Origin of the sequence: Burkholderia sp. F1 (genome assembly GCF_050813845.1) — a bacterium.
Classification (GTDB): domain Bacteria; phylum Pseudomonadota; class Gammaproteobacteria; order Burkholderiales; family Burkholderiaceae; genus Burkholderia; species Burkholderia ubonensis.
Genome location: NZ_CP172421.1, coordinates 3,585,910 through 3,609,177, shown reverse-complemented (window position 1 = coordinate 3,609,177; position 23,268 = coordinate 3,585,910). Strand labels below are relative to the sequence as shown.

Below are 23,268 nucleotides of genomic sequence, written 5' to 3'. Positions count from 1 at the left end.
CTGATGGGGAAGCGGCGTCGCTAGGGTCTTGCGACCGCGGTCACGAGCCGCGACGACGCGCCGACATCCACCGGTGCGTCACGATGCCGCACGATCACGTTCGCCTCGGCCGCGAGGCGTGTGGCGAGCGTTTCCGCGATGAAGACCGAGCGATGCTGCCCGCCCGTGCAGCCGATGGCGACGGTCAGGTAGCTGCGATTGTCTTCGCGGAAGTGCGGCAGCCATTTGATGAGAAACGCATGGATGTCGTCGATCATCTGGTGGACGATCGGCAGTGCGTCGAGAAACGCGATGACCGGCTGGTCGAGCCCGGTGAGCGGGCGCAGCTCGTGGTCGTAGTACGGATTCGGCAGCGCGCGCACGTCGAACATCAGGTCCGCGTCGAGCGGCACGCCGCGCTTGAAGCCGAACGATTCGAACATCAGCATCAGGTCGTCGTTCTTCTGCTCGATGAACCGCTTGACCCAGCTGCGCAGCACGTTCGCGCGCAGGTTGCTGGTGTCGATCTGATGGCCGAATTCGGCGAGCGGCGCGACCAGGTCGCGCTCGCGCTCGATCGCCTCCTCGAGCGACGACAGCAGGCCGACGTCGGCGTCGTGCGACGGCGAGCCGGACAGCGGATGGCGGCGGCGCGTCTCGGAAAAACGCTGGATCAGCGCCTGGGTGCTCGCGTTGAGGAACAGCACGCGCACGTCGTGCTCGCGCGACAGCGCGCGGATCAGACCGGGCATTTCGTCGAGCGACGCGCTCGAGCGTGCGTCGATCGCGACCGCGAGCCGCCCCTGGCCTTCCTCGGCCAGGTAGCGGGCCAGCTCGGGCAGCACGTGCGGCGGCAGATTGTCGACGCAGTAGTAGCCCGCGTCCTCCAGCGCGTTCAGCGCGACGGACTTGCCGGAGCCGGAAATGCCGGTGATGAGAACTATGCGCATGGGAAGCAGAAAATCCTGACGTTTCATCATAGCACCGGCACGACGCGCCCGCGCCGCGCGCCCGCACCGGTGCCGGTTACACGAGCTTGCCGGGGAACTGGCTATCGGGATCTTGCATCGCGAGTCGTTGCCGATCCATGAAATCGCGCAGCGTGTCGATGCCGCGCAACTGCAGGATCGTGTTGCGGACCGCCGCCTCGACCAGCACCGCGAGGTTGCGGCCGGCCGCGACCTGGATCGTGACCTTGCTGATCGGCAGGCCGAGCACGTCGACCGTCTGGCTTTCGAGCGGAAGGCGCTGGAACTCGCCGTCGGGGCGCCGCACCAGTTGCACGATCAGCTTCAGCTTCATTTTCCGCCGTACGGCGGTCTCACCGAAGATCGTCTTGATGTCGAGCAGGCCGAGGCCGCGCACTTCGAGCAGGTTCTGCAGCAGCGGCGGGCAGCGCCCTTCGACGAAATCGGGGCCGAGGCGCACGAAGTCGACCGCGTCGTCGGCGACGAGGCCGTGACCGCGGCTGATCAGTTCGAGGCCGAGTTCGCTCTTGCCGAGGCCCGAGTCGCCCGTCAGCAGCACGCCCATCCCGAGGATGTCGAGGAACACGCCGTGCAGCGTGGCGCGCGGCGCGAGGATGCGCGACATGTAGAGGCGCAGGCTGTCGATCACCGCGGCGGCGGACATCGGCGTCGTGAACAGCGGCGTCGACGAGCGCGTGCAGCGCAGCACCAGTTCGGGCGGCGCCGCGGCGCCGCCGGCGACGACGAGGAACGGCGGCTCGAGGGCGATCAGTTCGGCCATGTGGCGCGAGCGGTCTTCGTCGGTCTGCCGCTGGTAGTAGTCGATCTCGGCTTCGCCTAGCACCTGGATCCGGTTCGGGTGGATCAGGTTCAGGTGGCCGACGAGGTCGGCGCTCGACGTCGCATTGGCGACGGTATCCGCGGAAAAGCCGCGTTCCCAGCCTTCATGCCCCGTCAGCCAGCTGAGCTTCAGCGTGGCCGCGTTGTCGTCGAAGATGCTCTGGGCGTTGATGCTGGACGTATCCATGAGTCCGTCACTCCAGTGAGCCGGTGCGCGCGCGTGGCGGCGACGGTCGTCGCCACGCCGGGCCGGCGCCGGGCGGCCCGGGACGGCGGCGCGTGCCGCCTCGTTCGGGAAAATGTACCGCCCGGATCAACTCAAGGTTGCCACTGAGTGAGCAGGCTGTGCAACTCGGCGCGATCCGGTTCGTTGTGCAGACGCTCGCGCGCATCGCGGTCGGACAGCAGCTGTGCGATTTCCGACAGGATCTCGAGATGCTGCTGGGTGGCTTGCTCGGGAACGAGCAGGAAGATCAGGAGCGAAACGGGCTGGCCGTCGGGCGCCTCGAACGGAATCGGATCGGCGAGCCGCACGAACGCGGCGAGTGGATGCTTGAGGCCCTTGATGCGCCCGTGCGGAATCGCGACGCCTTCGCCGAGCCCGGTCGAGCCGAGGCGCTCGCGCGCGAACAGGTTGTCCGTGACGGTGCTGCGGGCGATGCCGTTCTGATTCTCGAAGATCAGCCCGGCTTGTTCGAAGACGCGTTTCTTGCTGGTGACGGAGAGGTCGATGACGACGTTCTCTAGGGGCAGGATTTTGGCTAGGCGATTCATGTTGGCAGGCGATAGGGCGGCCTGGGGTCTCCTCGCGGCGGCAGACTGATTTTCCATGTTTGGCAATATCAAGGCGTTAGGCGATGGAGACCTGCAAGGCACGGCGACCGTACCCAACGCCCCCCGGCAATAACCGAAGCATTATAGAACACGGGCGCGAGCGTGGCGCGGATGCGGGCGGCGCTGCGCCGGACACAAAAAAAACCGCCCGGCGAACCGGGCGGCGTGGCGATGCGGCATGGCAGGTTATTGCGGCGGCACTTCGATCTGTTCGAACTGCTCGACCGCCGGCTGAAGCTTGATCGGATCATGCGCATGCGTTTGCAGGCGCTCCATGTGCTTCACGACCTGGCGGTCCAGCTTGTCGATCAGCAGGTCGATTGCTGCGTACAGGTTGCCGTTTGCGCTTTCGACGAAGATATCCTTGCCCTTCAGATGCAGATTGATTTCCGCGCGTTGCTGCTTGTCCTTTTCCTTGTGGTTGTCGACCGAGAGGATCACAGTGCCATCGATCACCTGATCGCTATGCCGTAGCACCCGGTCCAGCTTGGTGATCACGTATTCGCGAATTGCAGGCGTGACTTCGAGATGATGTCCACTGATCTTCAGGTTCATAGTGCTTCTCCAAGCGAGTGACCACGCGGCCGCATCGAGGCGGCGCTCCGGTCGACATGCCCGTGCCGCACGGTGCGGCAGATGGCGGACAGGTCGCCCGGCCAGTTCCCCGTATGCGCGGTGGCCGGAACACGCCTGCCGCCGGGCAGGCAGCAGGCTTAAAGAGACTTGCGCAGATTTACTGCCGGGATCTTGAGGGCTTCGCGATACTTGGCAACCGTGCGGCGCGCGACCACGAAGCCTTGTTCTGCCAGCAGTTCGGCAATTCGGCTGTCCGAAAGAGGCGATTTTGGGTCTTCGGCTCCTATCAGTTGCTTGATGAGGGCACGGATGGCAGTCGACGATGCGGCGCCACCTGTGTCGGTCGAGACGTGAGATCCGAAGAAGTACTTAAATTCAAGCGTCCCGAACGGGGTCAGCATGTACTTCCCGGTTGTCACACGGCTGACAGTCGACTCGTGTAGGCCCAGCGTATCAGCTATTTCCCGCAAAACCAAGGGGCGCATGGCGATTTCGCCGTGCGCAAAGAAATTCTTCTGACGTTCGACAATAGCCTGTGCAACTCGCAGGATCGTGTCGAACCGCTGCTGGATATTCTTGATCAGCCAGCGCGCTTCCTGCAGCTGCTGCTTGAGCGAACCCGCGGACGGATCGCCGCGGCTGTTGCGCAGGATGTTCGCGTAGAGATTGTTGATCCGCAGGCGCGGCACGACTTCGGGATTCAACTCCGCCTGCCAGCCCTGGCCGACCTTCTTCACGATGATGTCGGGCACGACGTAGTCCGCTTCGGCCTTGCCGTACGCGGCGCCGGGGAACGGCTCCAGCGAGCGGATCAGCGCGTGCGCGTCGCGCAGCGCGTCGTCGTTCGCCTTCAGGTGCTTGCGCAACCGCGTGAAGTCGCGCGCGGCGAGCAGCTCGAGATATTGCGACACGATCTCGAGCGCGAGCGTGCGCGTCGGGGACGGATCGAGCCGCAGCAGCTGCAGCTTCAGGCACTCGGACGCCGAGCGGGCCCCGACCCCGGCCGGGTCGAAGCTGTGCAGCAGCGCGAGCGCGGCGTTCAGTTCGTCGCAATCGACTTCGAGTTCGGGCGGCAGGTCGGCGAGCACCTCGTCGAGCGTTGCGGTCAGGTAGCCGTCGTCGTCGAGCGATTCGATCAGGAACATCACGAGCGCGCGGTCGCGCGGCCCGGCCTGCGTGACGCGCAGCTGCGCGGACAGGTGGTCGCGCAACGACGTCGCCGCTTCCTGGACCTGCAGCGGCGGCAGGTCGTCGTCATCTGACGCGCCGCTCGCGCGGCCGAATTCGTCGAGGTTCCATTGCGGGCCGTCGCTGTCGCCGGACGCGTAGCCGTCATAGTCGTCCGCAGCGGCCGGCTCGTCGCGTTCGGTGCGCTCGCCGGTCTGGCCGGCGCCGTTCGTGGCCGCCATCGGCTCGGGGTTCGACGCGGGCGGCGTCTGCGCGATCAGCGAACCATCCGCGGCAACGCGCAGCGGGCTCGCGATCCATTCGTCGTCGCTCTCGAGCAGCGGATTCTGGGCGACCGCCATCGCCACTTCCTGTTGCAGTTCGAGCGTCGACAGCTGCAGGAGCCGGATCGACTGCTGCAGTTGCGGCGTCAGCGCCAGGTGTTGCGACAGGCGGAGTTGAAGGCTGGCTTTCATGGCAGGGAGGGAGTCATACCGGGAGTTTGCCACGACCCAGGCGCCTTGAGCCATCCGCGATTACGCGCGGCGTCAGTCCTGCCGGGAATGGACCGCGAACGGGACTGTAAAACGGGGCGCGGCCCCGCGCGGCGTGACCGGGCGGGGCGCGTTCTCGACAACGGGTTACATGCGGAAATGTTCGCCGAGATAGACGCGGCGCACGCTTTCGTTCTCGATGATTTCGCTCGGCGCGCCGGCGGCGAGCACGGTGCCGTCGCTGATGATGTACGCGTGGTCGCAGATGCCGAGCGTTTCGCGGACGTTGTGGTCCGTGATCAGCACGCCGATGTTGCGCTGCTTCAGGAACTTGACGATCTTCTGGATCTCGAGCACCGCGATCGGGTCGACGCCCGCGAACGGCTCGTCGAGCAGGATGAAGCTCGGGTTGGTCGCGAGCGCGCGCGCGATCTCGACACGGCGACGTTCGCCGCCGGACAGCGACAGCGCCGGATTCTCGCGCAAGTGGCCGATCTGCAGCTCGTCGAGCAGCGCCTCGGTGCGCGACGCGATCGCGTCCTTCGACAGGCGCTTGCCGCCGTCGTCGTGCTGCAGCTCGAGCACCGCGCGGATGTTCTCCTCGACGGTCAGCTTGCGGAACACCGACGCTTCCTGCGGCAGGTACGACAGCCCCAGCGACGCGCGCTTGTGGATCGGCAGCAGGCTGATCGAGCTGCCGTTCAGCGAGATCTCGCCCGCGTCGAGCGGCACGAGCCCGACGATCATGTAGAACGACGTGGTCTTGCCGGCGCCGTTCGGGCCGAGCAGGCCGACGACTTCGCCGCTCTTCACGTCGAGCGACACGTCCTTGACGACCGTGCGCGAGCCGTAGCGCTTCTTCAGGTTGCGGACGACGAGCGAGCTGCTGGTGCCGGCCGGCTGGCGGTTCGGTAACGCATTCATTGGCCCGGCGCCCCCTGGATCGTGGTCGACGGCGCCAGCTTGGCCGGCGCGCCGTTCAGCGGGGCGGGGCCGCCGCTGCGCGGCGACAGCATCGCGCGCACGCGGCCGTTCGGGTTGCCCGGCGCCGCGACGTCCTTGCCGCCGCGCGCGGTGTAGAAGTCGCGCTGGCCGTCGTAGGTGACCACGCTGCCGTGCACGGTGTCGGCGATCGTCGACGTGCCCTGCAGGCGGCGCACGGTCGCGGCGGTCGTGAGGGTCGTCAGGTCCTGCTTGCCGTCGTAGTCGATGCGTTCCGAGTCGCCGTCGATGTATTCGTCGAGCCCTTCGCGCTTCTGGCGGAACGACGCGTGCTTCTTGCCGCTGCCGTATGAGGTCGCGTACTGATAGCCTTCCGGATCCTGCCGCACTTCGACGCGATCACCCTTGATGATGATCGTGCCCTTCGTGATCACGACGTTGCCGGTCGCGATGGTGACCTGCTTCAGGTCGTCGTAGGTCAGGTTGTCCGCTTCGACGTTGATCGGCTTGCCCTGATCGGCCTTTTCGGCATGGGCGAGCGGCGCCAGCCCGACCAGCGGGAGCGCCACGAGCGTCGCGGCGAGCGCGGCGCGGGCGACGCGCCGGGCGCCGCCGTAAATCTGACACGGGAACGATTCGTTCATGCAGTCACGCGTGGGATGAGTTACTTGGGTTGACCTTTCGAGCCGCCGGACGCGTCCGACGCGGCGATCGTGCCGCGCACGTTGCCGTAAAGCTCGATGACCCGGGTGACGTTGTTGTACTTCATGCCGTCGGTCGCGTTGACGAGCGACAGGCCGCGCTGAAGTTTAACCGGCTTTTCGGTCTGGATCACATCGTCATTGACGAAGATCCGGAAATGCTGGGAATCCGCCTGCATCTGCGGATCGCCGCCGCCCGCGGCGCGCAGGATGCGCGCGTCGTCGTACAGGTCGACGATCGACACGTCGCCGTTGACGGTGCCGCGCTTCGAGGTGGTCGTCACGACCGGCTTGCCGGGCTGGAACGCACGCATCGCCGGGGTGGTCAGGTCGCTCGACTCGGTGTCCTCGTAGTGGATCAGCTTCGCCGCGGTCAGCCGGTACTGGGTCGTGCCCGACTGGTCGAGCTCGGTCACCGAGAAGTTGTCCGCGAAATAATCGGGCGTGTGCTGCTTCTGCTGCGCGGCGCCTTCGCTGGGCGGCGGCAGCGTCGCCTGCAGCAGCCACCACGTGATGCCCGCGAGCGCCGCGACCGCGGCGAGCGGCAGCAGCTGGGTCCAGCGGAATTGAGGATTCATCCGTCAGGCCCCGCAGGCTTGCGCGAGCAGCGCGTCGTAGCGGCGCTGCGCGCGCAGGATCGTGTCGCAGACCTCGCGCACCGCGCCTTGGCCGCCGCGGGCCTCGGCGACCCAGTGCGCACGGGCGATCACCTCGGGGTGCGCGTTCGCCGGCGCGGTCGCGAAGCCGCAGCGCAGCATCACCGGCAGGTCGGGCCAGTCGTCGCCCATGTAGCCGCATGCGTCCGGCGCGATGCCGAGCGACGCGGCCAGCTCGCCGAACACGGCAAGCTTGTTCTCGACGCCCTGGAACAGGTGCGCGATCTTCATTTCCCTCGCGCGCGCGGCGACGATCTCGGACTTGCGGCCCGTGATGATCGCGGTCGCGATGCCGGCCTCGCCGAGCAGCTTCACGCCGTGCCCGTCGAGCGAATTGAACGACTTCATCGCGTCGCCGGCGGCCGTGAACAGCAGGCCGCCGTCGGTCAGCACGCCGTCGACGTCGAAAATCATCAGCTTCACACGGCTCGCGCGCTCGGCTGCAGTCAGCGCAGCGGTCATCAGATCACCTTCTTCGAGAACAGGTCGTGCATGTTCAGCGCGCCGATCAGCGCACCGCCGGCATCGACCACCAGCATCTGGTTGATCCGATGGCGCTCCATCAGTTCCACCGCCTCGACCGCCAGGTGATCCGGCCCGATCGTGCGCGGCTGGCGCGTCATCACGTCGACGATCGGCAGCCGGCGGAAGTCGCCGTCGCGCTCGAGCACGCGGCGCAGGTCGCCGTCCGTGAAGATCCCGGCGACCTTGCCGTCGGCGTCGACCACGGCCGTCATTCCCAGCCGCTTCGCGGTGATCTGGAACAGCGCGTCGGACAGCGTCGCGTCGAGCCCGACGGACGGAATCTCGTCGCCGGTGCGCATCACGTCGCGCACATAGGTGAGCAGGCGCCGGCCGAGCGCGCCGCCCGGGTGCGAGCGCGCGAAATCCTCGGAGCCGAAGCCGCGCGCGTCGAGCACCGCGACCGCGAGCGCGTCGCCGAGCGCGAGCGCGGCGGTCGTGCTCGCGGTGGGCGCGAGGTTGAGCGGGCACGCTTCCTTCGCGACCGCGGCGTTCAGGTTGACGTCGGCGAGCTGGCCGAGGCTGGATTCGGCGCGGCCCGTGATCGCGATCAGCTTCGCGCCGATTCGCTTCACGAGCGGCAGGATCGCGACGAGTTCTTCCGACTCGCCGGAGTACGAGATGCCGATGAACACGTCGTCGGCCGTGACCATCCCGAGGTCGCCGTGGCTGGCCTCGGCCGGATGGACGAAGAACGCGGGCGTGCCGGTGCTGGCCAGCGTGGCCGCGATCTTGCGGGCGATGTGCCCCGATTTGCCGATCCCGGAGACCACCACACGGCCGCCGCAGCCGAGCAGCAGCGCGACGGCCTTGACGAAGTCGCCGTCGAGCTGGTCGCTCAGCGCGCGCACGGCGTCCGCCTCGATGTCGAGCACGTCGCGGGCGAGCGCGAGCGCCCGATCATCATTGATTTTCGCTATCATGCGCGGAGTATAGCAAAGGCGTTTGTTCGCCGCGCCGGCCGTTCGGACTCGTCCGATGTCGCCTGTCTCCCGCCACCATGCCGCGCCTGCTTTGCCGTGGCCCCGACGACCGAGGACGCTTCGCCCGTGATTTCCCCGCTCGAAATGACGCTTCTGCTGCTGCTGGCTTCGGTGGTGGGCGTCGTCGTATTCCGTTCGCTGAACCTGCCGCCGATGCTCGGCTACCTGACCGTCGGCATCCTGGTCGGCCCGCACGCGTTCGGCGTCGCGGCGGACCTCGAGCGGGCCGAGCATCTCGCGGAATTCGGCGTGGTGTTCCTGATGTTCTCGATCGGCCTCGAGTTCTCGCTCGCGAAGCTGCGGGCGATGCAGCGGCTCGTGTTCGGCCTCGGGCTGCTGCAGGTGGTCGCGACGCTCGTGCTCGCGCTCGTGCTCGGCGCGCTGTTCGAGCGCTGGATGCACATCACGTGGCAGGGCTGCATCGCGCTCGGCGGCGCGCTCGCGATGTCGTCGACCGCGATCGTGTCGAAGATGCTCGCCGAGCGCCTCGAGATCGAGACCGAGCACGGCCGCAACATCTTCGGCGTGCTGCTGTTCCAGGATCTGGCCGTCGTGCCGCTCCTGATCGTGATCGCCGCGTTCGGCGCCGAATCGTCGAAGGACCTGATGCTGACGCTCGGGTTCGCGGCCGTGAAGATCGTGATCGCGCTCGCGCTGCTGCTGATCGTCGGGCAGCGCTTCATGACCCGCTGGCTCAACGTCGTCGCGCGGCGCCGCTCGCAGGAGCTGTTCGTGCTGAACCTGCTGCTCGTCACGCTCGGCGCCGCGTTCTTCACCGACAAGTTCGGCCTGTCGCTCGCGCTCGGCGCGTTCATCGCGGGGATGCTGATTGCCGAGACGCCGTTCCGCCATCAGGTCGAGGAAGACATCAAGCCGTTCCGCGACGTGCTGCTCGGCCTGTTCTTCGTGACGACCGGGATGCTGCTCGATCCGCGCGTGATCTGGGAGCATCCGCTCCTCGTGTTCGGCTTCTTCGTCGGGCAGATCCTGTTCAAGGGCACGATGATCACGGGGCTCGCACGACTGTTCGGCGCGACGCCGGGCGTCGCGATGCGCACCGGCATCGGCCTCGCGCAGGCCGGCGAATTCGGCTTCGTGCTGCTGAACCTGATCCTCGACCGGCACCTCGTCGATGCGACGCTGCTGCAGGCGATCCTCGCGTCGATGCTGCTGTCGATGCTCGCCGCGCCGTTCCTGATCCAGAACGCCGACCGGATCGTGATGCGGCTGTCGTCGACCGAATGGATGCAGCAGTCGCTGCAGATGACCCGGATCGCGACGCAGAGCCTCAAGCAGCGCGGCCACGTGATCATCTGCGGCTACGGCCGCGCGGGCCAGAACCTTGCGCGGATGCTCGAGCAGGAAGGGATTCCGTACGTCGCGCTCGACCTCGACCCCGATCGCGTGAGCGCGGCCGCGGCCGCGGGCGAGTCGGTCGTGTTCGGCGACGCGGCGCGCCGCGAGTCGCTGCTCGCGGCCGGTATCCACCGCGCGGCGGCGGTCGCGATCACCTATGCGAACACGCCGTCGGCGCTGCGCGTGCTGCACCATGTGCACGAGCTGGAGCCGACGCTGCCGGCGATCGTGCGCACCGTCGACGACGCCGACCTGGAGAAGCTGCTCGCCGCCGGTGCGACCGAGGTGATCCCCGAAATCGTCGAGGGCAGCCTGATGCTCGCGTCGCATACGCTGGTGCTGGTCGGCGTGCCGATGCGCAAGGTCGTGCGGCGCGTCGAGGAGATGCGCGACGAGCGCTACAGCCTGCTGCGCGGCTACTTCCGCGGCGCCGACGACGCGGACGACGACGACCACGAGCAGGTGCGGCTACAATCGGTGCCGGTCGACGCGCGCGCGGACGCGGTCGGGCGCTCGCTGGAGGAGCTCGGGCTGTTCGCGCTCGGGCTCGAGGTCACGGCGATCCGCCGGCACGGGATTCGCGGCGTCGAGCCGGATCCGCAGACCAAGCTGCGCGCGAGCGACATCGTCGTGCTGCGCGGGCTGCCGGAAGCGCTGGCGCTCGCGGAGGAGCGCCTGTCGCGCCATCGGCGCGAGCCGCCGGCCACGGCCGCGTGAGCGGCGATCCATAACCTGACCCGTATTTTCTGAACGGTGCCCGAAACGTCGCGCACCGTTTTTTTCGGAGAGTTTCATGCCGCATTCGTCGTCGGGGGCGCCGGTCGATCCGGCCGCCTTCATCCACAGCCAGATCCGCACGGTGCCCGACTGGCCGCAGCCGGGCGTGCAGTTCCGCGACATCACGACGCTGCTGCAAAGCCCGAAGGCGCTGCGCGTGCTGGTCGACCTGTTCGTCGAGCGCTACGTCGACGCGAAGCTCGACTACGTCGCGGGCCTCGACGCGCGCGGCTTCATCATCGCGCCGATCGTCGCGTATGAGCTGAGCGTCGGCTTCGTGCCGATCCGCAAGGTCGGCAAGCTGCCGTACAGGACGCAGCGCGAATCGTACGACCTCGAATACGGCAGCGCGACCGTCGAGATCCACGAGGATGCGTGCCGGCCCGGCGACCGCGTGATCATCATGGACGACCTGATCGCGACCGGCGGCACGATGATGGCGGGGCGCAACCTGCTGCAGCGGCTCGGCGCGGTCGTCGTCGAGGGCGCGGCGATCATCGACCTGCCGGATCTCGGCGGCTCGGCGCTGTTGCGCAATGCAGGGCTGCCGGTTTACAACGTCACCGAATTCGCCGGCCACTGAGCGCCGGCTTACGCTGCGAGGTCACGATGCCGAACTTCATGCTGTTTCTCGCCACGTCGATCGCGATCACGTTCGCGCCCGGCCCGGACAACCTTCAGGTGCTCGCGCGCGGCATCTCGCAGGGCCGCGCGGCCGGCCTCGTCGCCGCGCTCGGCTTCGCCGCCGGCGTGACGTTCCACACGACGCTCGCCGCGCTCGGCGTCGCGGCGGTGCTGCGTTCGTCGCCGGTCGCGTTCCAGATCCTGAAGCTCGCGGGCGCCGCGTACCTGATCTGGATCGGCATCAAGGCGCTGCGCAGCCAGGGCCTCGCGACCGCGCACGCGCGCCCGCCGCAGCCGCTGTGGTCGATCTTCCGCCAGAGCGTGATCGGCAACCTGATGAACCCGAAGGTGACACTGTTCTTCGTCGTGTTCCTGCCGCAGTTCGTCGATGCCCACGGCACGCAGAGCGTGGCGCTGCAGATGTTCGAGCTCGGCGCGTTGTTCATGCTGCAGACGGCCGCGATCTTCTCGCTGTTCGGTGTGTGCGCCGGGGCGATCGGCACGTGGCTGAAGCGCCGGCCGAAGGCGGGCGTGTGGCTCGACCGGCTCGCCGGCGCGACGTTCGTCGCGATCGGCATCCGCGTCGCGCTGAAGGACTGAAGGGGGCCGGATGACGTTTCCTTGCATTGCCGCCGCGCGCCGCTTCGACCCGGCTGCGCACCTGCGTTTCGTGATCGCCGGCCAGGCCGTAGGCTGGGTGCGTCGTTCCGACGCAGCGCGGCTGACCCGCTGGCCCGACGTGTTCGATCTGTCGGACGACCGCGTCACGCTGTCCGACCGCTACGACACGGTCGACGCGCGCAGCATGGCGCTCGCGAGCGCGATCGGCGCGCTCGCGGCCGAAGGCGCGATTCCCGGCTGGCGCGACGAGATCTATGCGATCCGCAACCGCTTCGACGATCCGCCGCTCGCGTACATCGAGCGGGCCGCGTCGCGGTTCTTCGGCACGCAGACTTATGCGGTGCATTTGAACGGCATCGTAGAATATGCGGCTCGGCCGGGAGCGCCGGCCGCGCCGCAGATGTGGCTCGGCCGCCGCAGCGCGACCAAGGCGACCGACCCCGGCATGCTCGACAACGTCGTCGCGGGCGGCATCGGCTGGGGGCTCGGCGTTCACGAGACGCTGGCCAAGGAGTGCTGGGAGGAAGCCGGCATTCCGCCCGAACTGGCGGCGCGCGCGATCGCGGGCCGCGCGGTGCAGGTGCTCTGCTCGCTGCCGGAGGGCACGCAGTCGGAACTGCTGTTCGTCTATGACCTGCCGCTGCCGCGCGACTTCGCGCCGCACAACCAGGACGGCGAAGTCGCCGAGCACCTGCTGGCCGGCGTGCCCGAGGTGATCGGGTGGCTGCGGGACGGCCAGGCGACGCTCGATGCGAGCCTCGCGATGCTCGACACGCTGCTGCGCCACCGCTGGCTCGCGCCGGAAGACGCGGCGGGCATCGACGCGCTGTTCGCGCCGGCGGCCTGACGCGACGCGCGGCGCCGGCTGCGCGCCAGCTGCGCGCGCCAGCATTTTCACGAATACGGAAACGAAGGGAGTACGGTCATGTCGGCCGATCACAGCTTTATCCTGAAACTGTCGTGCCCCGACCGGCACGGCATCGTCCACGCGGTCTCGGGCTTCCTGTTCGAGCGCGGCAGCAACATCCTCGACTCGGCGCAGTTCGGCGACAGCCGCACCGGCGAATTCTTCATGCGCGTGCACTTCGACCAGAACGGCAGCGGCGCGGACGTCGCGACGACGCTCGACACGCTGCGCGCGCAGTTCGCGCCGCTCGCCGAGCAGTTCGCGATGCGCTGGGAGCTGCATGACGCGGCGGTGAAGCCGCGGGTCGTGATCATGGTGTCCAAGATCGGCCATTGCCTGAACGACCTGCTGTTCCGCTATCGCACGGGCCAGCTGCCGATCGAGATCCCGGCGATCGTGTCGAACCACAAGGACTTCTACCAGCTCGCCGCGAGCTACGACATTCCGTTCCATCACTTCCCGCTCGTCGGCGGCTCGTCCGACGCCGCGAAGGCCGCGCAGGAAGCGCGCGTGCTGGAAGTGATCGACGAGCACCAGGCCGACCTCGTCGTGCTGGCGCGCTACATGCAGATCCTGTCGCAGAACATGTGCGAGCGGCTCGCCGGGCGCGCGATCAACATCCACCATTCGTTCCTGCCGAGCTTCAAGGGCGCGAAGCCGTACTACCAGGCGTTCGACCGCGGCGTGAAGCTGATCGGCGCGACCGCGCACTACGTGACGACCGACCTGGACGAAGGCCCGATCATCGAGCAGGAAGTGGAGCGCGTCGATCACAGCATGACGCCGGACCAGCTGACCGCGATCGGCCGCGACGTCGAGTGCGTGACGCTCGCGCGGGCGGTGAAGTGGCACGTCGAGCACCGGATCGTGCTGAACGGGACGAAGACGGTCGTGTTCCGCTGAGTCGCCGTTCGCCTGAGCAACAAGCAAAACGCCGCGCCCTGCAAAGGGCGCGGCGTTTTTTCCTGGCGGACGGGCCCGGGCCGTGCGAATCAGATCAGCCGAAGCGTGTGCAATTCGCGCTTCAAATACGCGTAGAAGATCGGCGCGGCGATCACGCCCGGCAGCCCGAACGCGGCTTCCATCACGAGCATCGCGAGCAGCAGTTCCCACGCGCGCGACTCGATCTGGCCGCCGATGATCTTCGCGTTCAGGAAGTACTCGAGCTTGTGGATGATCACGAGGAACGCGAGCGACGCGATCGCGGTGCCCATGCTCACCGACAGCGACACCGCGACGATCAGCGTGTTCGAGATCAGGTTGCCGATCACCGGCAGCAGGCCGACGATGAACGTGACGAGCACGAGCGTCTTCGACAGCGGCAGCCGCTCGTGGAAGATCGGCAGCGCGACGAGCAGGTACAGGCTCGTGAAGAACGCGTTGATCGCCGAGATCTTGATCTGCGCGAACACGATCCGGCGGAACGCGTCGGCGAAGCGCGACACGCGCGTGACGAGCGCGGTCGACAGCGGCCTGCGCACCTTGCCGTGCTCGACGCCGATCGCGATCATCGCGCCGATGATCATCCCGAACAGCACGTGGCCGAAGCCGCGCGCGACGCTCTTGCCGCTCTGCTGGAGCTGGTCCATGTGCGCGTGCATCAGCACGGCCGCCTTCGTCTTCATCTGCTCGACGTCGACGGGCAGCAGGTTCGCGATCCAGGCCGGCGTGCGCGCGCGGGTCTGCTCGACGATCTGCATCAGCTGGCCGAGCAGGCCCTGCAGGTTCGGCACCGCATGCTCGAAGTGCTCGATGATGCCGATCGTGAGGCCCGTCAGCGCGCCGACGATCGCGACGGACAGCAGCACGACCGCGACCCAGCGCGCCCGCATGCTCGTCGTATGCCGTTCGATCACGGGCGCGATCGTGTGGATCAGCTGGTAGACGAGCAGGCCGGCCAGCATGCCGCCGAGCAGCTTCAGCTCGAGGACGAGCAACATCGAGAGGAGCGCCAGCAGGTAGCTGCCGATCTCGATCGCCGACAGTTTCGGCAGGCTGAAGTCGCTCGTCAGCCGGACGCTGCGCAGGTGCGGCTCCTTGTTCTGCGCGTCGCTGGGCGACTCGTGTTGCTTCTCCATCGTGTTTTCCTGTGTCAGCCCGGCCGGGCGGCGTCTGCCTGTCGCCGCACCGGATTGGTGCGGATGGCAAACCTTACGACCGTAAAGTATAGCCGCCATTATGGGCCGCAACCGGGCGTTTGGCGCAGGGTGTCACGCAGAAGGGAACACGGCGCCGAACGGCGGCGGAGAAGGGGGGCGCGCGCGGCCGTCCGGCCGCGCGCGGTGCGGCGGGATCAGCCCGCCGCGACTTTGCGGCTGGTGCGCCTGAGCAGCGGCGCGAGGTACTTGCCGGTGAAGCTCGCCTTCGTCTTCGCGACCTGCTCGGGCGTGCCCTGCGCGATGATCTGGCCGCCGCCCGCGCCGCCTTCCGGGCCGAGGTCGATCACCCAGTCGGCCGTCTTGATCACGTCGAGGTTGTGCTCGATGATCACGACCGTGTTGCCCTGGTCGCGCAGCCGGTGGATCACTTCGAGCAGCAGCGCGATGTCGTGGAAGTGCAGGCCGGTGGTCGGCTCGTCGAGGATGTACAGCGTGCGGCCCGTGTCGCGCTTGGAGAGCTCGAGCGACAGCTTCACGCGCTGCGCCTCGCCGCCCGACAGCGTCGTCGCCGACTGGCCGAGGCGGATGTAGCCGAGGCCGACGTCGAGCAGCGTCTTCAGCTTGCGCGCGATGACCGGCACCGCGTTGAAGAACTCGTATGCGTGCTCGACCGTCATGTCGAGCACTTCGCTGATGTTCTTGCCCTTGTACTGGACTTCGAGCGTCTCGCGGTTGTAGCGCTTGCCGTGGCAGACGTCGCACGGCACGTAGACGTCCGGCAGGAAGTGCATCTCGACCTTCAGCACGCCGTCGCCCTGGCACGACTCGCAGCGGCCGCCCTTCACGTTGAACGAGAAGCGGCCCGGATCGTAGCCGCGCTCCTTCGAGGTCGGCACGCCGGAGAACAGCTCGCGGATCGGCGTGAACAGGCCCGTATACGTAGCCGGGTTCGAGCGCGGCGTGCGGCCGATCGGCGACTGGTCGACGTTGATCACCTTGTCGAAGTGCTCGAGGCCCTCGATCGCCTCGTGCGGCGCCGGCTCGGCCGACGAGCCGTACAGGTGGCGCGCGACCGCGTGATACAGCGTGTCGTTGATCAGCGTCGACTTGCCGGAGCCGGACACGCCGGTGATGCAGGTCAGGAGGCCGACCGGCAGCTCGAGGTCGACGTGCTTCAGGTTGTTGCCGTGCGCGTCGACGATGCGCAGCATCCGGTCCGGCTCGGGCGCGATCCGCTCGTCCGGATACTCGATCGTGCGCTTGCCGACGAGGTACTGGCCGGTCAGCGACTGCGCGTTCGCCTGCACCTGCTTCGGCGTGCCTTCGGCGACCACCACGCCGCCGTGCTCGCCCGCGCCGGGGCCCATGTCGACCACGTAGTCGGCGGTGCGGATCATGTCCTCGTCGTGCTCGACGACGATCACCGAGTTGCCGAGGTCGCGCAGGTGCTTGAGCGTCGCGATCAGGCGGTCGTTGTCGCGCTGGTGCAGGCCGATCGACGGCTCGTCGAGCACGTACATCACGCCGGTCAGGCCGGAGCCGATTTGCGACGCGAGCCGGATGCGCTGCGCCTCGCCGCCCGACAGCGTTTCCGCGCTGCGCTCGAGCGACAGGTAGTCGAGGCCGACGTTGTTCAGGAAGGTCAGCCGCGCGACGATTTCCTTGATCACCTTGTCGGCGATCTCGCGCTTCGCGCCGTCGAGCGTCAGCGCGTCGAAGTAGCCGAGCGCGTCGCGCAGCGGCCAACTGCTGACTTCATAGATGGCGCGCGCGTAGTCGCCCGCGCCGAGCCGCACGTGGCGCGCCTCGCGGCGCAGGCGGGTGCCGTCGCACGACGGGCACGGCTGGTTGTTCTGGTACTTCGACAGCTCCTCGCGCACCGCGACCGAATCGGTCTCGCGGTAGCGGCGCTCCAGGTTCGGGATGATCCCCTCGAACACGTGCTCGCGGATCGTCGTGCGGCCGCGCTCGTTGATGTACGAGAACGGGATCGTCTGCTTGCCGGAGCCGTACAGGAGCACCTTCCGGATCTTCTCGGGGAGATCCTCGAACGCGGCGTCGATGTCGAATTCGTAGAACGCCGCGAGGCTCTGCAGCATCTGGAAGTAGAACTGGTTGCGCCGGTCCCAGCCCTTCACCGCGCCGGCGGCGAGCGACAGCGACGGGTGCGCGACGACCCGCTTCGGGTCGAAGAACGTGATCTGGCCGAGGCCGTCGCATTCCGGGCACGCGCCCATCGGGTTGTTGAACGAGAACAGCCGCGGCTCGAGCTCCTGCAGCGAGTACGAGCAGATCGGGCACGCGAACTTCGAGCTGAACAGGTGCTCCTTGTCGGTATCCATCTCGAGCGCGATCGCGCGGCCGTCGGCCAGGCGCAGCGCCGTCTCGAACGACTCGGCGAGCCGCTGCTTCATGTCCGGGCGCACCTTCAGGCGGTCGACGACGACGTCGATCGTGTGCTTGTCGTTCTTCTTGAGCTTCGGCAGCGAGTCGACCTCGTAGATCTTCGCGACGCCTTCGTTCGCGGTGCCGCCGCCCGAGCGCACGCGAAAGCGCACGAAGCCCTGCGCCTGCATGTCCTCGAACAGGTCCGCGTGCTCGCCCTTGCGGTTCGCGACGACGGGCGAGAGGATCATCAGCTTGGTGTCCTCGGGCAGCGCGAGCGCCGCGTCGACCATCTGCGACACGCTCTGCGCTTCCAGCGGGATGTCGTGGTCCGGGCAGTACGGCGTGCCGACCCGTGCGTACAAAAGTCGCAGGTAGTCGTGGATTTCGGTGACCGTGCCGACGGTCGAACGCGGGTTGTGCGACGTCGCCTTCTGCTCGATCGAGATCGCGGGCGACAGGCCCTCGATCAGGTCGACGTCCGGTTTCTCCATCAGCTGCAGGAACTGGCGTGCGTACGCGGACAGGCTTTCGACGTAGCGGCGCTGCCCTTCCGCATAAAGGGTATCGAACGCGAGCGACGACTTGCCCGACCCGGACAGCCCGGTAATCACGATCAGCTTGTGGCGCGGCAGGTCGAGATTGACGTTTTTCAGGTTGTGGGTGCGCGCCCCACGGATACGGATCTGTTCCATGAACCTGGCGAAAAGGAGGGGAACCAAACCTGCTACTATAACGGCTTTTCGAGACCGTCGTTCGGGGCTCCCAACCTTTGCAGCAGCTGTCAGCAAGGCCGCCGCCCGTGCCGGGATGGCTGCCCGCCGCACGGCCTTGCGTGTGCCGGAGCGGCCTGCCGATGGCTCGCGTCGCACCCGGCCGGCCGCCCGGGCCGACGGCCGTGATCTTCCGCCGCCCGCTGCCGGGCGGACATTCCGATCATTCGAAATTCACTCCCGATGTCCAATCCGTCCGCCACGTCTTCCCGCATGACCGCGCCCGAATTGCGCGCGACCACGTCGCTCGCCGCGATCTTCGCGCTGCGCATGCTCGGCCTGTTCATGATCATGCCGGTGTTCTCGGTCTACGCGAAAACCATCCCGGGCGGCGACAACGTGCTGCTCGTCGGCCTCGCGCTCGGGGCCTACGGCGTCACGCAGTCGCTGCTCTACATCTTCTACGGCTGGGCGTCCGACCGGTTCGGCCGCAAGCCGGTGATCGCGACCGGCCTGCTGATCTTCGCGATCGGCAGCTTCGTCGCCGCGTTCGCGCACGACATCACGTGGATCATCGTCGGCCGCGTGATCCAGGGGATGGGCGCGGTGTCGTCCGCGGTGCTCGCGTTCATCGCGGACCTGACGTCCGAGCAGAACCGCACGAAGGCGATGGCGATGGTCGGCGGCTCGATCGGCGTGTCGTTCGCGGTCGCGATCGTCGGCGCGCCGATCGTGTTCCACTGGGTCGGGATGAACGGGCTGTTCGCGCTCGTCGGCGTGCTGTCGATCCTCGCGATCGGCGTCGTGCTGTGGGTCGTGCCGAATGCGGCGAAGCCCGTGCACGTGCCCGCGCCGTTCTCCGAAGTGCTGCACAACGCCGAGCTGCTGCGCCTCAATTTCGGCGTGCTCGTGCTGCATGCGACGCAGACCGCGCTGTTCCTCGTCGTGCCGCGCCTGCTCGTCGACGGCGGGCTGCCGGTCGCGTCGCACTGGAAGGTCTACCTGCCGGTGATGGGGCTCGCGTTCGTGATGATGGTGCCGGCGATCATCGTCGCGGAAAAGCAGGGCAAGATGAAACCCGTGCTGCTCGGCGGCATCCTCGCTATCCTGATCGGCCAATTGCTGCTGGGCAGCACGCCGCATACCATCCTGATCGTGGCCGCGGTGCTGTTCGTCTATTTCCTCGGATTCAACATCCTGGAAGCGTCGCAGCCGTCGCTGGTCTCGAAGCTCGCGCCGGGCTCGCGCAAGGGCGCGGCCACGGGCGTGTACAACACGACGCAATCGATCGGGCTCGCGCTCGGCGGCGTCGTGGGCGGGTGGCTGCTCAAGCATGGCGGCGCGAACACGGTGTTCTACGCGTGCTCGGGCCTCGTGGCCGCGTGGCTTATAATCGCGGCCAGCATGAAAGCGCCGCCGCGCAAGGCCTGACCCCTTATCCGGGCTCGCATCGGCGGGGCTTGCCGGGCAGCCCGGCGGGCCGGCTCGACGTGATCCGCGAGCGGCCCGGCATCGAATCTATTGGAGAAACACATGGCATCCGTCAACAAGGTCATCCTCGTCGGCAATCTCGGCGCCGATCCTGAAGTCCGTTACCTGCCGAGCGGCGACGCGGTTGCGAACATCCGTCTCGCGACGACCGACCGCTACAAGGACAAGGCGAGCGGCGAGTTCAAGGAAATGACCGAGTGGCATCGCGTCGCGTTCTTCGGCCGCCTCGCGGAAATCGTCAGCGAATACCTGAAGAAGGGTTCGTCGGTGTATATCGAAGGCCGTATCCGCACTCGCAAGTGGCAAGGCCAGGACGGCCAGGACCGCTACTCGACCGAAATCGTCGCCGACCAGATGCAGATGCTCGGCGGCCGCGGTGGTTCGGGCGGCGGCGGTGGTGGTGACGAAGGCGGTTACGGTGGCGGCTACGGCGGCGGTGGCGGCCGTGGCGAGCAGATGGAGCGTGGCGGTGGCGGCGGCGGTCGTGCCGGCGGCGCGGCCCGTGGCGGTAGCGGCGGCGGCGCACAGAGCCGTCCGAGCGCGCCGGCCGGCGGTGGGTTCGATGAGATGGACGACGATATTCCGTTCTGACGATCAGCTCCTGCTTCGCGTAAACAAAAAGCCTGTAACCCTTGCGGTTACAGGCTTTTTGTTTGGCCTTTACGATTCTCTATCGTGCCGGCATTACATCTTGTGCTGCCCGCGGCCCAACGCGGTGACGACGCCCTTCTTGTTGAAGCGCACGGTGAGGTTGTCTTCCTGCATCGACTTGCCGAGCATGTTCGCGAACGGGACGAAGGCGATGGCATTGGTCTTGACCGTCTGGTAGGTCCAGACTTGTGCGCCGCTTTCTTCAAGCTGGACCTCGCCCGGCTTGCCGAGCGTCCTTTCGACGTCCTGGGTCGTCGACTTGCCTACCCGAATGGACGAGATTTTCTGTTCGTCGGTAATCGACGTGCTGCCGGTGGCGCATCCGCCCAATGTCAGGCCGGCCGCGGCGGCGATCAGCACGCTTGCAATGATTTTTTTCATGTTGTTTGGTCTTTTGATTTACAGAATTATTCTTGATGCCCGGCGGCAAGTTTCAATACGGCTTGAATACTCGCCATCTGCAGATATCGGCAGATGGCGGTGGAACTTTATTTAGTCGGTGCGAGACGGGAAACCGGAGTCGGTAAAGATCAACCCCGCCTTGCAGTGGGGTTTCTCTTTTTCTTGTCCGGGATTCAGGATTCCAGCCGGCTTCACAGCCCCTTCGCCCCGTTCGTCCCTGCAACAGTCCTGCCGAGATTTCCGACAAGACTTGTCGCGCATCCATACCGGGAGAACACCATGCGAGATGCACCGAATCGCGTCTGCGAAGCTGCTTCAGCGTTACGTCGCTTCAAACTCCGCAACCCGCCCGCATCGCCGTCGGCCGGCGCCGCCGGCACACATCGAGGAGGAACGAGCCATGAGTAACGAAGCGCTCGACCCTCTGCTGCGGCAATTCGCCGAGAAACAATTGGGACGGGCTTTGGCGGCGGCGGAGGAGAAGGTGCTGCTGGAGCGGCTGTCGCGCCGGGCTGCCGACCCGCACGCGCCGGCCGCCGGTCCGGGCTCGCAGCCTGCGCGGCAGTCGCCCGCCTCGAACCCGCCGGCTCCGCCGCTGAAGACCCGCCAGGAAGTGCGGGAGCAGATCAAGCACTTCCTGCAGCTCAATCAGCAGAAAGCCTACGAGAAGATGCGCGGCATCCTGCAGTCGATCGACGCGCAGAACGAGGCGACGCTCGGCGTGCTGGCAACGGAGCAGAGAAAGGTTGCCGGCATGCTCGACACACGCGAGCCGGTGGACGGGCCGCCCGCCGCGAATCCGCCGTCGGGCGCGGCCGATATCCAGGACAGTACGCGCCAGGCGCTGATGCTGATCGGCGAGCAGCTGACCGGCCTCATCAAGCAGGAAATGGAAGCGTGCTTTCGGCAATACGTCGATCCGCTCTCCGAACGCGTGCTGGCCATCCACGAATGGCTGCAGAACCTCGACGCATGCCTGAAGGAGCCGGATGCGACCGCACCCGCCCCGGCTCCGGCAGCGTCGCCGGATATCGCGTCGCCGCCCGTTCACGATACCTCCGGCCAAGCGTCCTTGAAGTAGCACGCGGGCCAAGCGGGCCAAGCGGGCCAAGCGGACCAACACCAAGTCAGCGAGCCCCCGACGTGCGACCTCGTAACCGTCACGTGAACCAAGGAGCAAGAGATGTCCGAAAACTGCCATGTCTGCCACGTCAATCCTGCGATTACCGATGCCGTCACGCAGGCCAATGTCAAGGTGGTCGCCGAAGCGCCGGCGATGGCGATGGGCTCGCTCTATCAAGCCCAGAGCCATTCGCTGAGCATCCTGTTCGAGAACGCGGTGCAGCAGCAGTCGCAGGCGGCGATCCAGTCGCAGACCTCGACGAACGTGGGCACGATGCAGCTGTACACCATCGGGCCGGAAAGCGCGGGCGCCGCCGCCACGGAAATCGGGTCGAACGGGATTCTTTCCGTGCTGGCCGACGTGGTCGCGATCACGAAGGCATTCGCTTAAGGCGTTACCGCGACGCCGGGGTTGAGCGGCGGCTCAGTGGCGCGAGCCGCCGCCACCGCCGATGTCATGCTGTTCATCGTTCCGGATAACTGATCAACTGCGCTGCGCCGAGACCTCGTTGCGGCTGTCAGCCAACCAGGAGAAACAACCATGCCAGGACCCGTCATCCCCGATCAGGCCCCTTGCAATTGCAAGACCTGCATCGTCAACCCCGCGATTACCGATGCCGTCACGCAGGCCAACGTCAAGGTGGTCGCTGAAGCGCCGGCGATGGCGATGGGCTCGCTCTATCAGGCCCAGAGCCATTCGCTCAGCATCCTGTTCGAGAACGCGGTGCAGCAGCAGTCGCAATCGGCGGTGCAGCTCCCGACCTCCACGAACGTGGGCATCATGCAGCTCTATACGCTCGGGCCGGCGAGCGCGGGCGCCGCCGCCACGGAAATCGGGGCGAACGGCGTGCTTTCCGTGCTGGCCGACGTGATCGCCATCGGCAAGGAGATGGCGAGCAGGCCCCGCGGCTGACGCGCTGCCCTGGCGCCGACGTCGGGCGGCGGCCCGGTCACCGTGGCCGCCGTCGACGCATGACGCCGCACCGATCCATGCAAAGGCAGTCGCCCGCGCCGCCATGACGACGCCGGCCGGCGCGCGCCGCCATCCGATCCACCGATGCTTGCGCAGGGCCTCGTCGGCGGCCGCAGGCAAACCAGGAGTAACGACATGCCGGAACAGGTTTCCCCTGCGATCACCGATGCCGTCACGCAGGTCAACACGAAGGTGGTCGGCGAGGCGCCCGCCATGGCCTTGGGCACGCTCTTGCAGTCGAACAGCCATGCGACGTCGATCCTGCTTCACAACGCGGTGCAGATGCAGGCGAACCAGGCCGCATCCAACCAGGCCGCGACGACCGTCGGCATCATGCAGCTCTACAGCAACTCGCCGGCCGCGATCGCCGCCGCGGCGCAGGCGGCGAACCCCTCCTTTACGTCGCAGCTGGCCGCGATCGCGCAACTCATGAATGCACTCAGACACTGGCGAGGATGACCTTCGCAGTGCTCCGGGTGTGCAGC

The 23,268-nt window shown here is 67.1% G+C and carries 24 protein-coding genes; 11 read left to right on the top strand and 13 right to left on the bottom strand.

What is annotated here, in order from left to right:
• Window positions 1–20 precede the first annotated feature (20 nt).
• From rapZ to kdsD, 10 genes are all read right to left on the bottom strand, one after another.
• Complete coding sequence (gene rapZ / locus ACFIMZ_RS17010; protein WP_431820528.1) at window positions 21–929, bottom strand: RNase adapter RapZ; 909 nt, start codon at window positions 927–929, stop codon at window positions 21–23.
• A gap of 76 nt (window positions 930–1,005) precedes the next feature.
• Entirely contained in the window at window positions 1,006–1,974 is a 969-nt protein-coding gene (gene hprK / locus ACFIMZ_RS17005; protein WP_010090664.1) for an HPr(Ser) kinase/phosphatase, read from the bottom strand.
• Between the two features lie 131 nt (window positions 1,975–2,105).
• Window positions 2,106–2,618, bottom strand: coding sequence for a PTS sugar transporter subunit IIA (locus ACFIMZ_RS17000; protein ID WP_029226338.1), 513 nt, complete (start codon window positions 2,616–2,618; stop codon window positions 2,106–2,108).
• A 189-nt stretch (window positions 2,619–2,807) separates the two neighbouring features.
• Window positions 2,808–3,176, bottom strand: a complete 369-nt coding sequence (gene hpf, locus ACFIMZ_RS16995) for a ribosome hibernation-promoting factor, HPF/YfiA family (RefSeq protein WP_010090666.1) — start codon at window positions 3,174–3,176, stop codon at window positions 2,808–2,810.
• Window positions 3,177–3,334: 158 nt separating this feature from the next.
• Window positions 3,335–4,840 (bottom strand): RNA polymerase factor sigma-54, encoded by a 1,506-nt coding sequence (locus ACFIMZ_RS16990; protein WP_431820527.1) that lies wholly within the window; start codon window positions 4,838–4,840, stop codon window positions 3,335–3,337.
• Window positions 4,841–5,005: 165 nt separating this feature from the next.
• Entirely contained in the window at window positions 5,006–5,782 is a 777-nt protein-coding gene (gene lptB / locus ACFIMZ_RS16985) for an LPS export ABC transporter ATP-binding protein (protein WP_010090668.1), read from the bottom strand.
• Window positions 5,779–6,444 (bottom strand): lipopolysaccharide transport periplasmic protein LptA, encoded by a 666-nt coding sequence (gene lptA / locus ACFIMZ_RS16980; RefSeq protein WP_431820526.1) that lies wholly within the window; start codon window positions 6,442–6,444, stop codon window positions 5,779–5,781. Before lptA ends, lptB begins: the two co-directional genes overlap by 4 nt.
• Window positions 6,445–6,464: 20 nt before the next feature.
• Window positions 6,465–7,079, bottom strand: a complete 615-nt coding sequence (gene lptC / locus ACFIMZ_RS16975; protein ID WP_431820525.1) for an LPS export ABC transporter periplasmic protein LptC — start codon at window positions 7,077–7,079, stop codon at window positions 6,465–6,467.
• Window positions 7,080–7,082: 3 nt separating this feature from the next.
• The gene (locus ACFIMZ_RS16970; RefSeq protein ID WP_431820524.1) at window positions 7,083–7,619 is read right to left on the bottom strand and encodes a KdsC family phosphatase; all 537 of its coding nucleotides are present in this window, start codon (window positions 7,617–7,619) and stop codon (window positions 7,083–7,085) included.
• The gene (gene kdsD, locus ACFIMZ_RS16965; RefSeq protein WP_431820523.1) at window positions 7,619–8,602 is read right to left on the bottom strand and encodes an arabinose 5-phosphate isomerase KdsD; all 984 of its coding nucleotides are present in this window, start codon (window positions 8,600–8,602) and stop codon (window positions 7,619–7,621) included. Before kdsD ends, ACFIMZ_RS16970 begins: the two co-directional genes overlap by 1 nt.
• A 126-nt stretch (window positions 8,603–8,728) precedes the next feature.
• On the opposite strand from kdsD, the gene ACFIMZ_RS16960 reads away from it, so the two are divergent.
• The 5 genes from ACFIMZ_RS16960 (at window position 8,729) to purU (ending at window position 13,850) form a co-directional block, all read left to right on the top strand.
• The gene (locus ACFIMZ_RS16960) at window positions 8,729–10,735 is read left to right on the top strand and encodes a cation:proton antiporter (protein ID WP_431820522.1); all 2,007 of its coding nucleotides are present in this window, start codon (window positions 8,729–8,731) and stop codon (window positions 10,733–10,735) included.
• Between the two features lie 76 nt (window positions 10,736–10,811).
• Window positions 10,812–11,378 (top strand): adenine phosphoribosyltransferase, encoded by a 567-nt coding sequence (locus ACFIMZ_RS16955; protein WP_431820521.1) that lies wholly within the window; start codon window positions 10,812–10,814, stop codon window positions 11,376–11,378.
• A gap of 26 nt (window positions 11,379–11,404) precedes the next feature.
• Entirely contained in the window at window positions 11,405–12,019 is a 615-nt protein-coding gene (locus tag ACFIMZ_RS16950) for a LysE family translocator (RefSeq protein WP_431820520.1), read from the top strand.
• A 10-nt stretch (window positions 12,020–12,029) separates the two neighbouring features.
• Complete coding sequence (locus ACFIMZ_RS16945; protein WP_431820519.1) at window positions 12,030–12,887, top strand: NUDIX hydrolase; 858 nt, start codon at window positions 12,030–12,032, stop codon at window positions 12,885–12,887.
• Between the two features lie 78 nt (window positions 12,888–12,965).
• Window positions 12,966–13,850, top strand: a complete 885-nt coding sequence (gene purU, locus ACFIMZ_RS16940) for a formyltetrahydrofolate deformylase (RefSeq protein ID WP_431820518.1) — start codon at window positions 12,966–12,968, stop codon at window positions 13,848–13,850.
• An 89-nt stretch (window positions 13,851–13,939) separates the two neighbouring features.
• On the opposite strand, the gene ACFIMZ_RS16935 is transcribed toward purU, so the two are convergent.
• Together ACFIMZ_RS16935 and uvrA are read right to left on the bottom strand one after the other, a co-directional pair.
• Window positions 13,940–15,025, bottom strand: a complete 1,086-nt coding sequence (locus ACFIMZ_RS16935) for an AI-2E family transporter (RefSeq protein ID WP_431820517.1) — start codon at window positions 15,023–15,025, stop codon at window positions 13,940–13,942.
• Between the two features lie 215 nt (window positions 15,026–15,240).
• Entirely contained in the window at window positions 15,241–18,126 is a 2,886-nt protein-coding gene (gene uvrA, locus ACFIMZ_RS16930; RefSeq protein WP_431820516.1) for an excinuclease ABC subunit UvrA, read from the bottom strand.
• A 261-nt stretch (window positions 18,127–18,387) separates the two neighbouring features.
• Between uvrA and ACFIMZ_RS16925 the strand changes: the two genes are divergently transcribed.
• On the top strand, window positions 18,388–19,575 hold the full coding sequence (locus tag ACFIMZ_RS16925; protein ID WP_431820515.1) for an MFS transporter: 1,188 nt from the start codon (window positions 18,388–18,390) through the stop codon (window positions 19,573–19,575).
• A gap of 102 nt (window positions 19,576–19,677) precedes the next feature.
• Window positions 19,678–20,226, top strand: a complete 549-nt coding sequence (locus tag ACFIMZ_RS16920) for a single-stranded DNA-binding protein (protein WP_431820514.1) — start codon at window positions 19,678–19,680, stop codon at window positions 20,224–20,226.
• Window positions 20,227–20,319: 93 nt separating this feature from the next.
• Here the strand turns inward: ACFIMZ_RS16920 and bamE are convergent, their stop codons facing one another.
• The gene (bamE, locus tag ACFIMZ_RS16915; protein ID WP_431820513.1) at window positions 20,320–20,667 is read right to left on the bottom strand and encodes an outer membrane protein assembly factor BamE domain-containing protein; all 348 of its coding nucleotides are present in this window, start codon (window positions 20,665–20,667) and stop codon (window positions 20,320–20,322) included.
• Between the two features lie 307 nt (window positions 20,668–20,974).
• Between bamE and ACFIMZ_RS16910 the strand changes: the two genes are divergently transcribed.
• The 4 genes from ACFIMZ_RS16910 (at window position 20,975) to ACFIMZ_RS16895 (ending at window position 23,242) form a co-directional block, all read left to right on the top strand.
• A complete protein-coding gene (locus ACFIMZ_RS16910; protein WP_431820512.1) occupies window positions 20,975–21,769 on the top strand; it encodes a hypothetical protein in 795 nt (264 codons plus the stop codon).
• Window positions 21,770–21,871: 102 nt separating this feature from the next.
• Window positions 21,872–22,201: a RebB family R body protein gene (locus ACFIMZ_RS16905; RefSeq protein ID WP_431820511.1), complete on the top strand. Its 330-nt coding sequence runs from the start codon at window positions 21,872–21,874 to the stop codon at window positions 22,199–22,201.
• Window positions 22,202–22,351: 150 nt separating this feature from the next.
• Window positions 22,352–22,723 (top strand): RebB family R body protein, encoded by a 372-nt coding sequence (locus ACFIMZ_RS16900; protein ID WP_431820510.1) that lies wholly within the window; start codon window positions 22,352–22,354, stop codon window positions 22,721–22,723.
• A 195-nt stretch (window positions 22,724–22,918) separates the two neighbouring features.
• A complete protein-coding gene (locus tag ACFIMZ_RS16895) occupies window positions 22,919–23,242 on the top strand; it encodes a RebB family R body protein (RefSeq protein WP_431820509.1) in 324 nt (107 codons plus the stop codon).
• The last annotated feature ends 26 nt before the right edge of the window (window positions 23,243–23,268 follow it).

Excerpts from the sequence above, each read along its gene's own strand:
- rapZ (WP_431820528.1), bottom strand. The coding sequence starts at position 929 with ATGCGCATAGTTCTCATCACCGGCATTTCCGGCTCCGGCAAGTCCGTC.
- hprK (WP_010090664.1), bottom strand. The coding sequence starts at position 1,974 with ATGGATACGTCCAGCATCAACGCCCAGAGCATCTTCGACGACAACGCG.
- ACFIMZ_RS17000 (WP_029226338.1), bottom strand. The coding sequence starts at position 2,618 with ATGGAAAATCAGTCTGCCGCCGCGAGGAGACCCCAGGCCGCCCTATCG.
- hpf (WP_010090666.1), bottom strand. The coding sequence starts at position 3,176 with ATGAACCTGAAGATCAGTGGACATCATCTCGAAGTCACGCCTGCAATT.
- ACFIMZ_RS16990 (WP_431820527.1), bottom strand. The coding sequence starts at position 4,840 with ATGAAAGCCAGCCTTCAACTCCGCCTGTCGCAACACCTGGCGCTGACG.
- lptB (WP_010090668.1), bottom strand. The coding sequence starts at position 5,782 with ATGAATGCGTTACCGAACCGCCAGCCGGCCGGCACCAGCAGCTCGCTC.
- lptA (WP_431820526.1), bottom strand. The coding sequence starts at position 6,444 with ATGAACGAATCGTTCCCGTGTCAGATTTACGGCGGCGCCCGGCGCGTC.
- lptC (WP_431820525.1), bottom strand. The coding sequence starts at position 7,079 with ATGAATCCTCAATTCCGCTGGACCCAGCTGCTGCCGCTCGCCGCGGTC.
- ACFIMZ_RS16970 (WP_431820524.1), bottom strand. The coding sequence starts at position 7,619 with ATGACCGCTGCGCTGACTGCAGCCGAGCGCGCGAGCCGTGTGAAGCTG.
- kdsD (WP_431820523.1), bottom strand. The coding sequence starts at position 8,602 with ATGATAGCGAAAATCAATGATGATCGGGCGCTCGCGCTCGCCCGCGAC.
- ACFIMZ_RS16955 (WP_431820521.1), top strand. The coding sequence starts at position 10,812 with ATGCCGCATTCGTCGTCGGGGGCGCCGGTCGATCCGGCCGCCTTCATC.
- ACFIMZ_RS16950 (WP_431820520.1), top strand. The coding sequence starts at position 11,405 with ATGCCGAACTTCATGCTGTTTCTCGCCACGTCGATCGCGATCACGTTC.
- ACFIMZ_RS16945 (WP_431820519.1), top strand. The coding sequence starts at position 12,030 with ATGACGTTTCCTTGCATTGCCGCCGCGCGCCGCTTCGACCCGGCTGCG.
- purU (WP_431820518.1), top strand. The coding sequence starts at position 12,966 with ATGTCGGCCGATCACAGCTTTATCCTGAAACTGTCGTGCCCCGACCGG.
- ACFIMZ_RS16935 (WP_431820517.1), bottom strand. The coding sequence starts at position 15,025 with ATGGAGAAGCAACACGAGTCGCCCAGCGACGCGCAGAACAAGGAGCCG.
- uvrA (WP_431820516.1), bottom strand. The coding sequence starts at position 18,126 with ATGGAACAGATCCGTATCCGTGGGGCGCGCACCCACAACCTGAAAAAC.
- ACFIMZ_RS16925 (WP_431820515.1), top strand. The coding sequence starts at position 18,388 with ATGTCCAATCCGTCCGCCACGTCTTCCCGCATGACCGCGCCCGAATTG.
- ACFIMZ_RS16920 (WP_431820514.1), top strand. The coding sequence starts at position 19,678 with ATGGCATCCGTCAACAAGGTCATCCTCGTCGGCAATCTCGGCGCCGAT.
- bamE (WP_431820513.1), bottom strand. The coding sequence starts at position 20,667 with ATGAAAAAAATCATTGCAAGCGTGCTGATCGCCGCCGCGGCCGGCCTG.
- ACFIMZ_RS16910 (WP_431820512.1), top strand. The coding sequence starts at position 20,975 with ATGCACCGAATCGCGTCTGCGAAGCTGCTTCAGCGTTACGTCGCTTCA.
- ACFIMZ_RS16905 (WP_431820511.1), top strand. The coding sequence starts at position 21,872 with ATGTCCGAAAACTGCCATGTCTGCCACGTCAATCCTGCGATTACCGAT.
- ACFIMZ_RS16900 (WP_431820510.1), top strand. The coding sequence starts at position 22,352 with ATGCCAGGACCCGTCATCCCCGATCAGGCCCCTTGCAATTGCAAGACC.
- ACFIMZ_RS16895 (WP_431820509.1), top strand. The coding sequence starts at position 22,919 with ATGCCGGAACAGGTTTCCCCTGCGATCACCGATGCCGTCACGCAGGTC.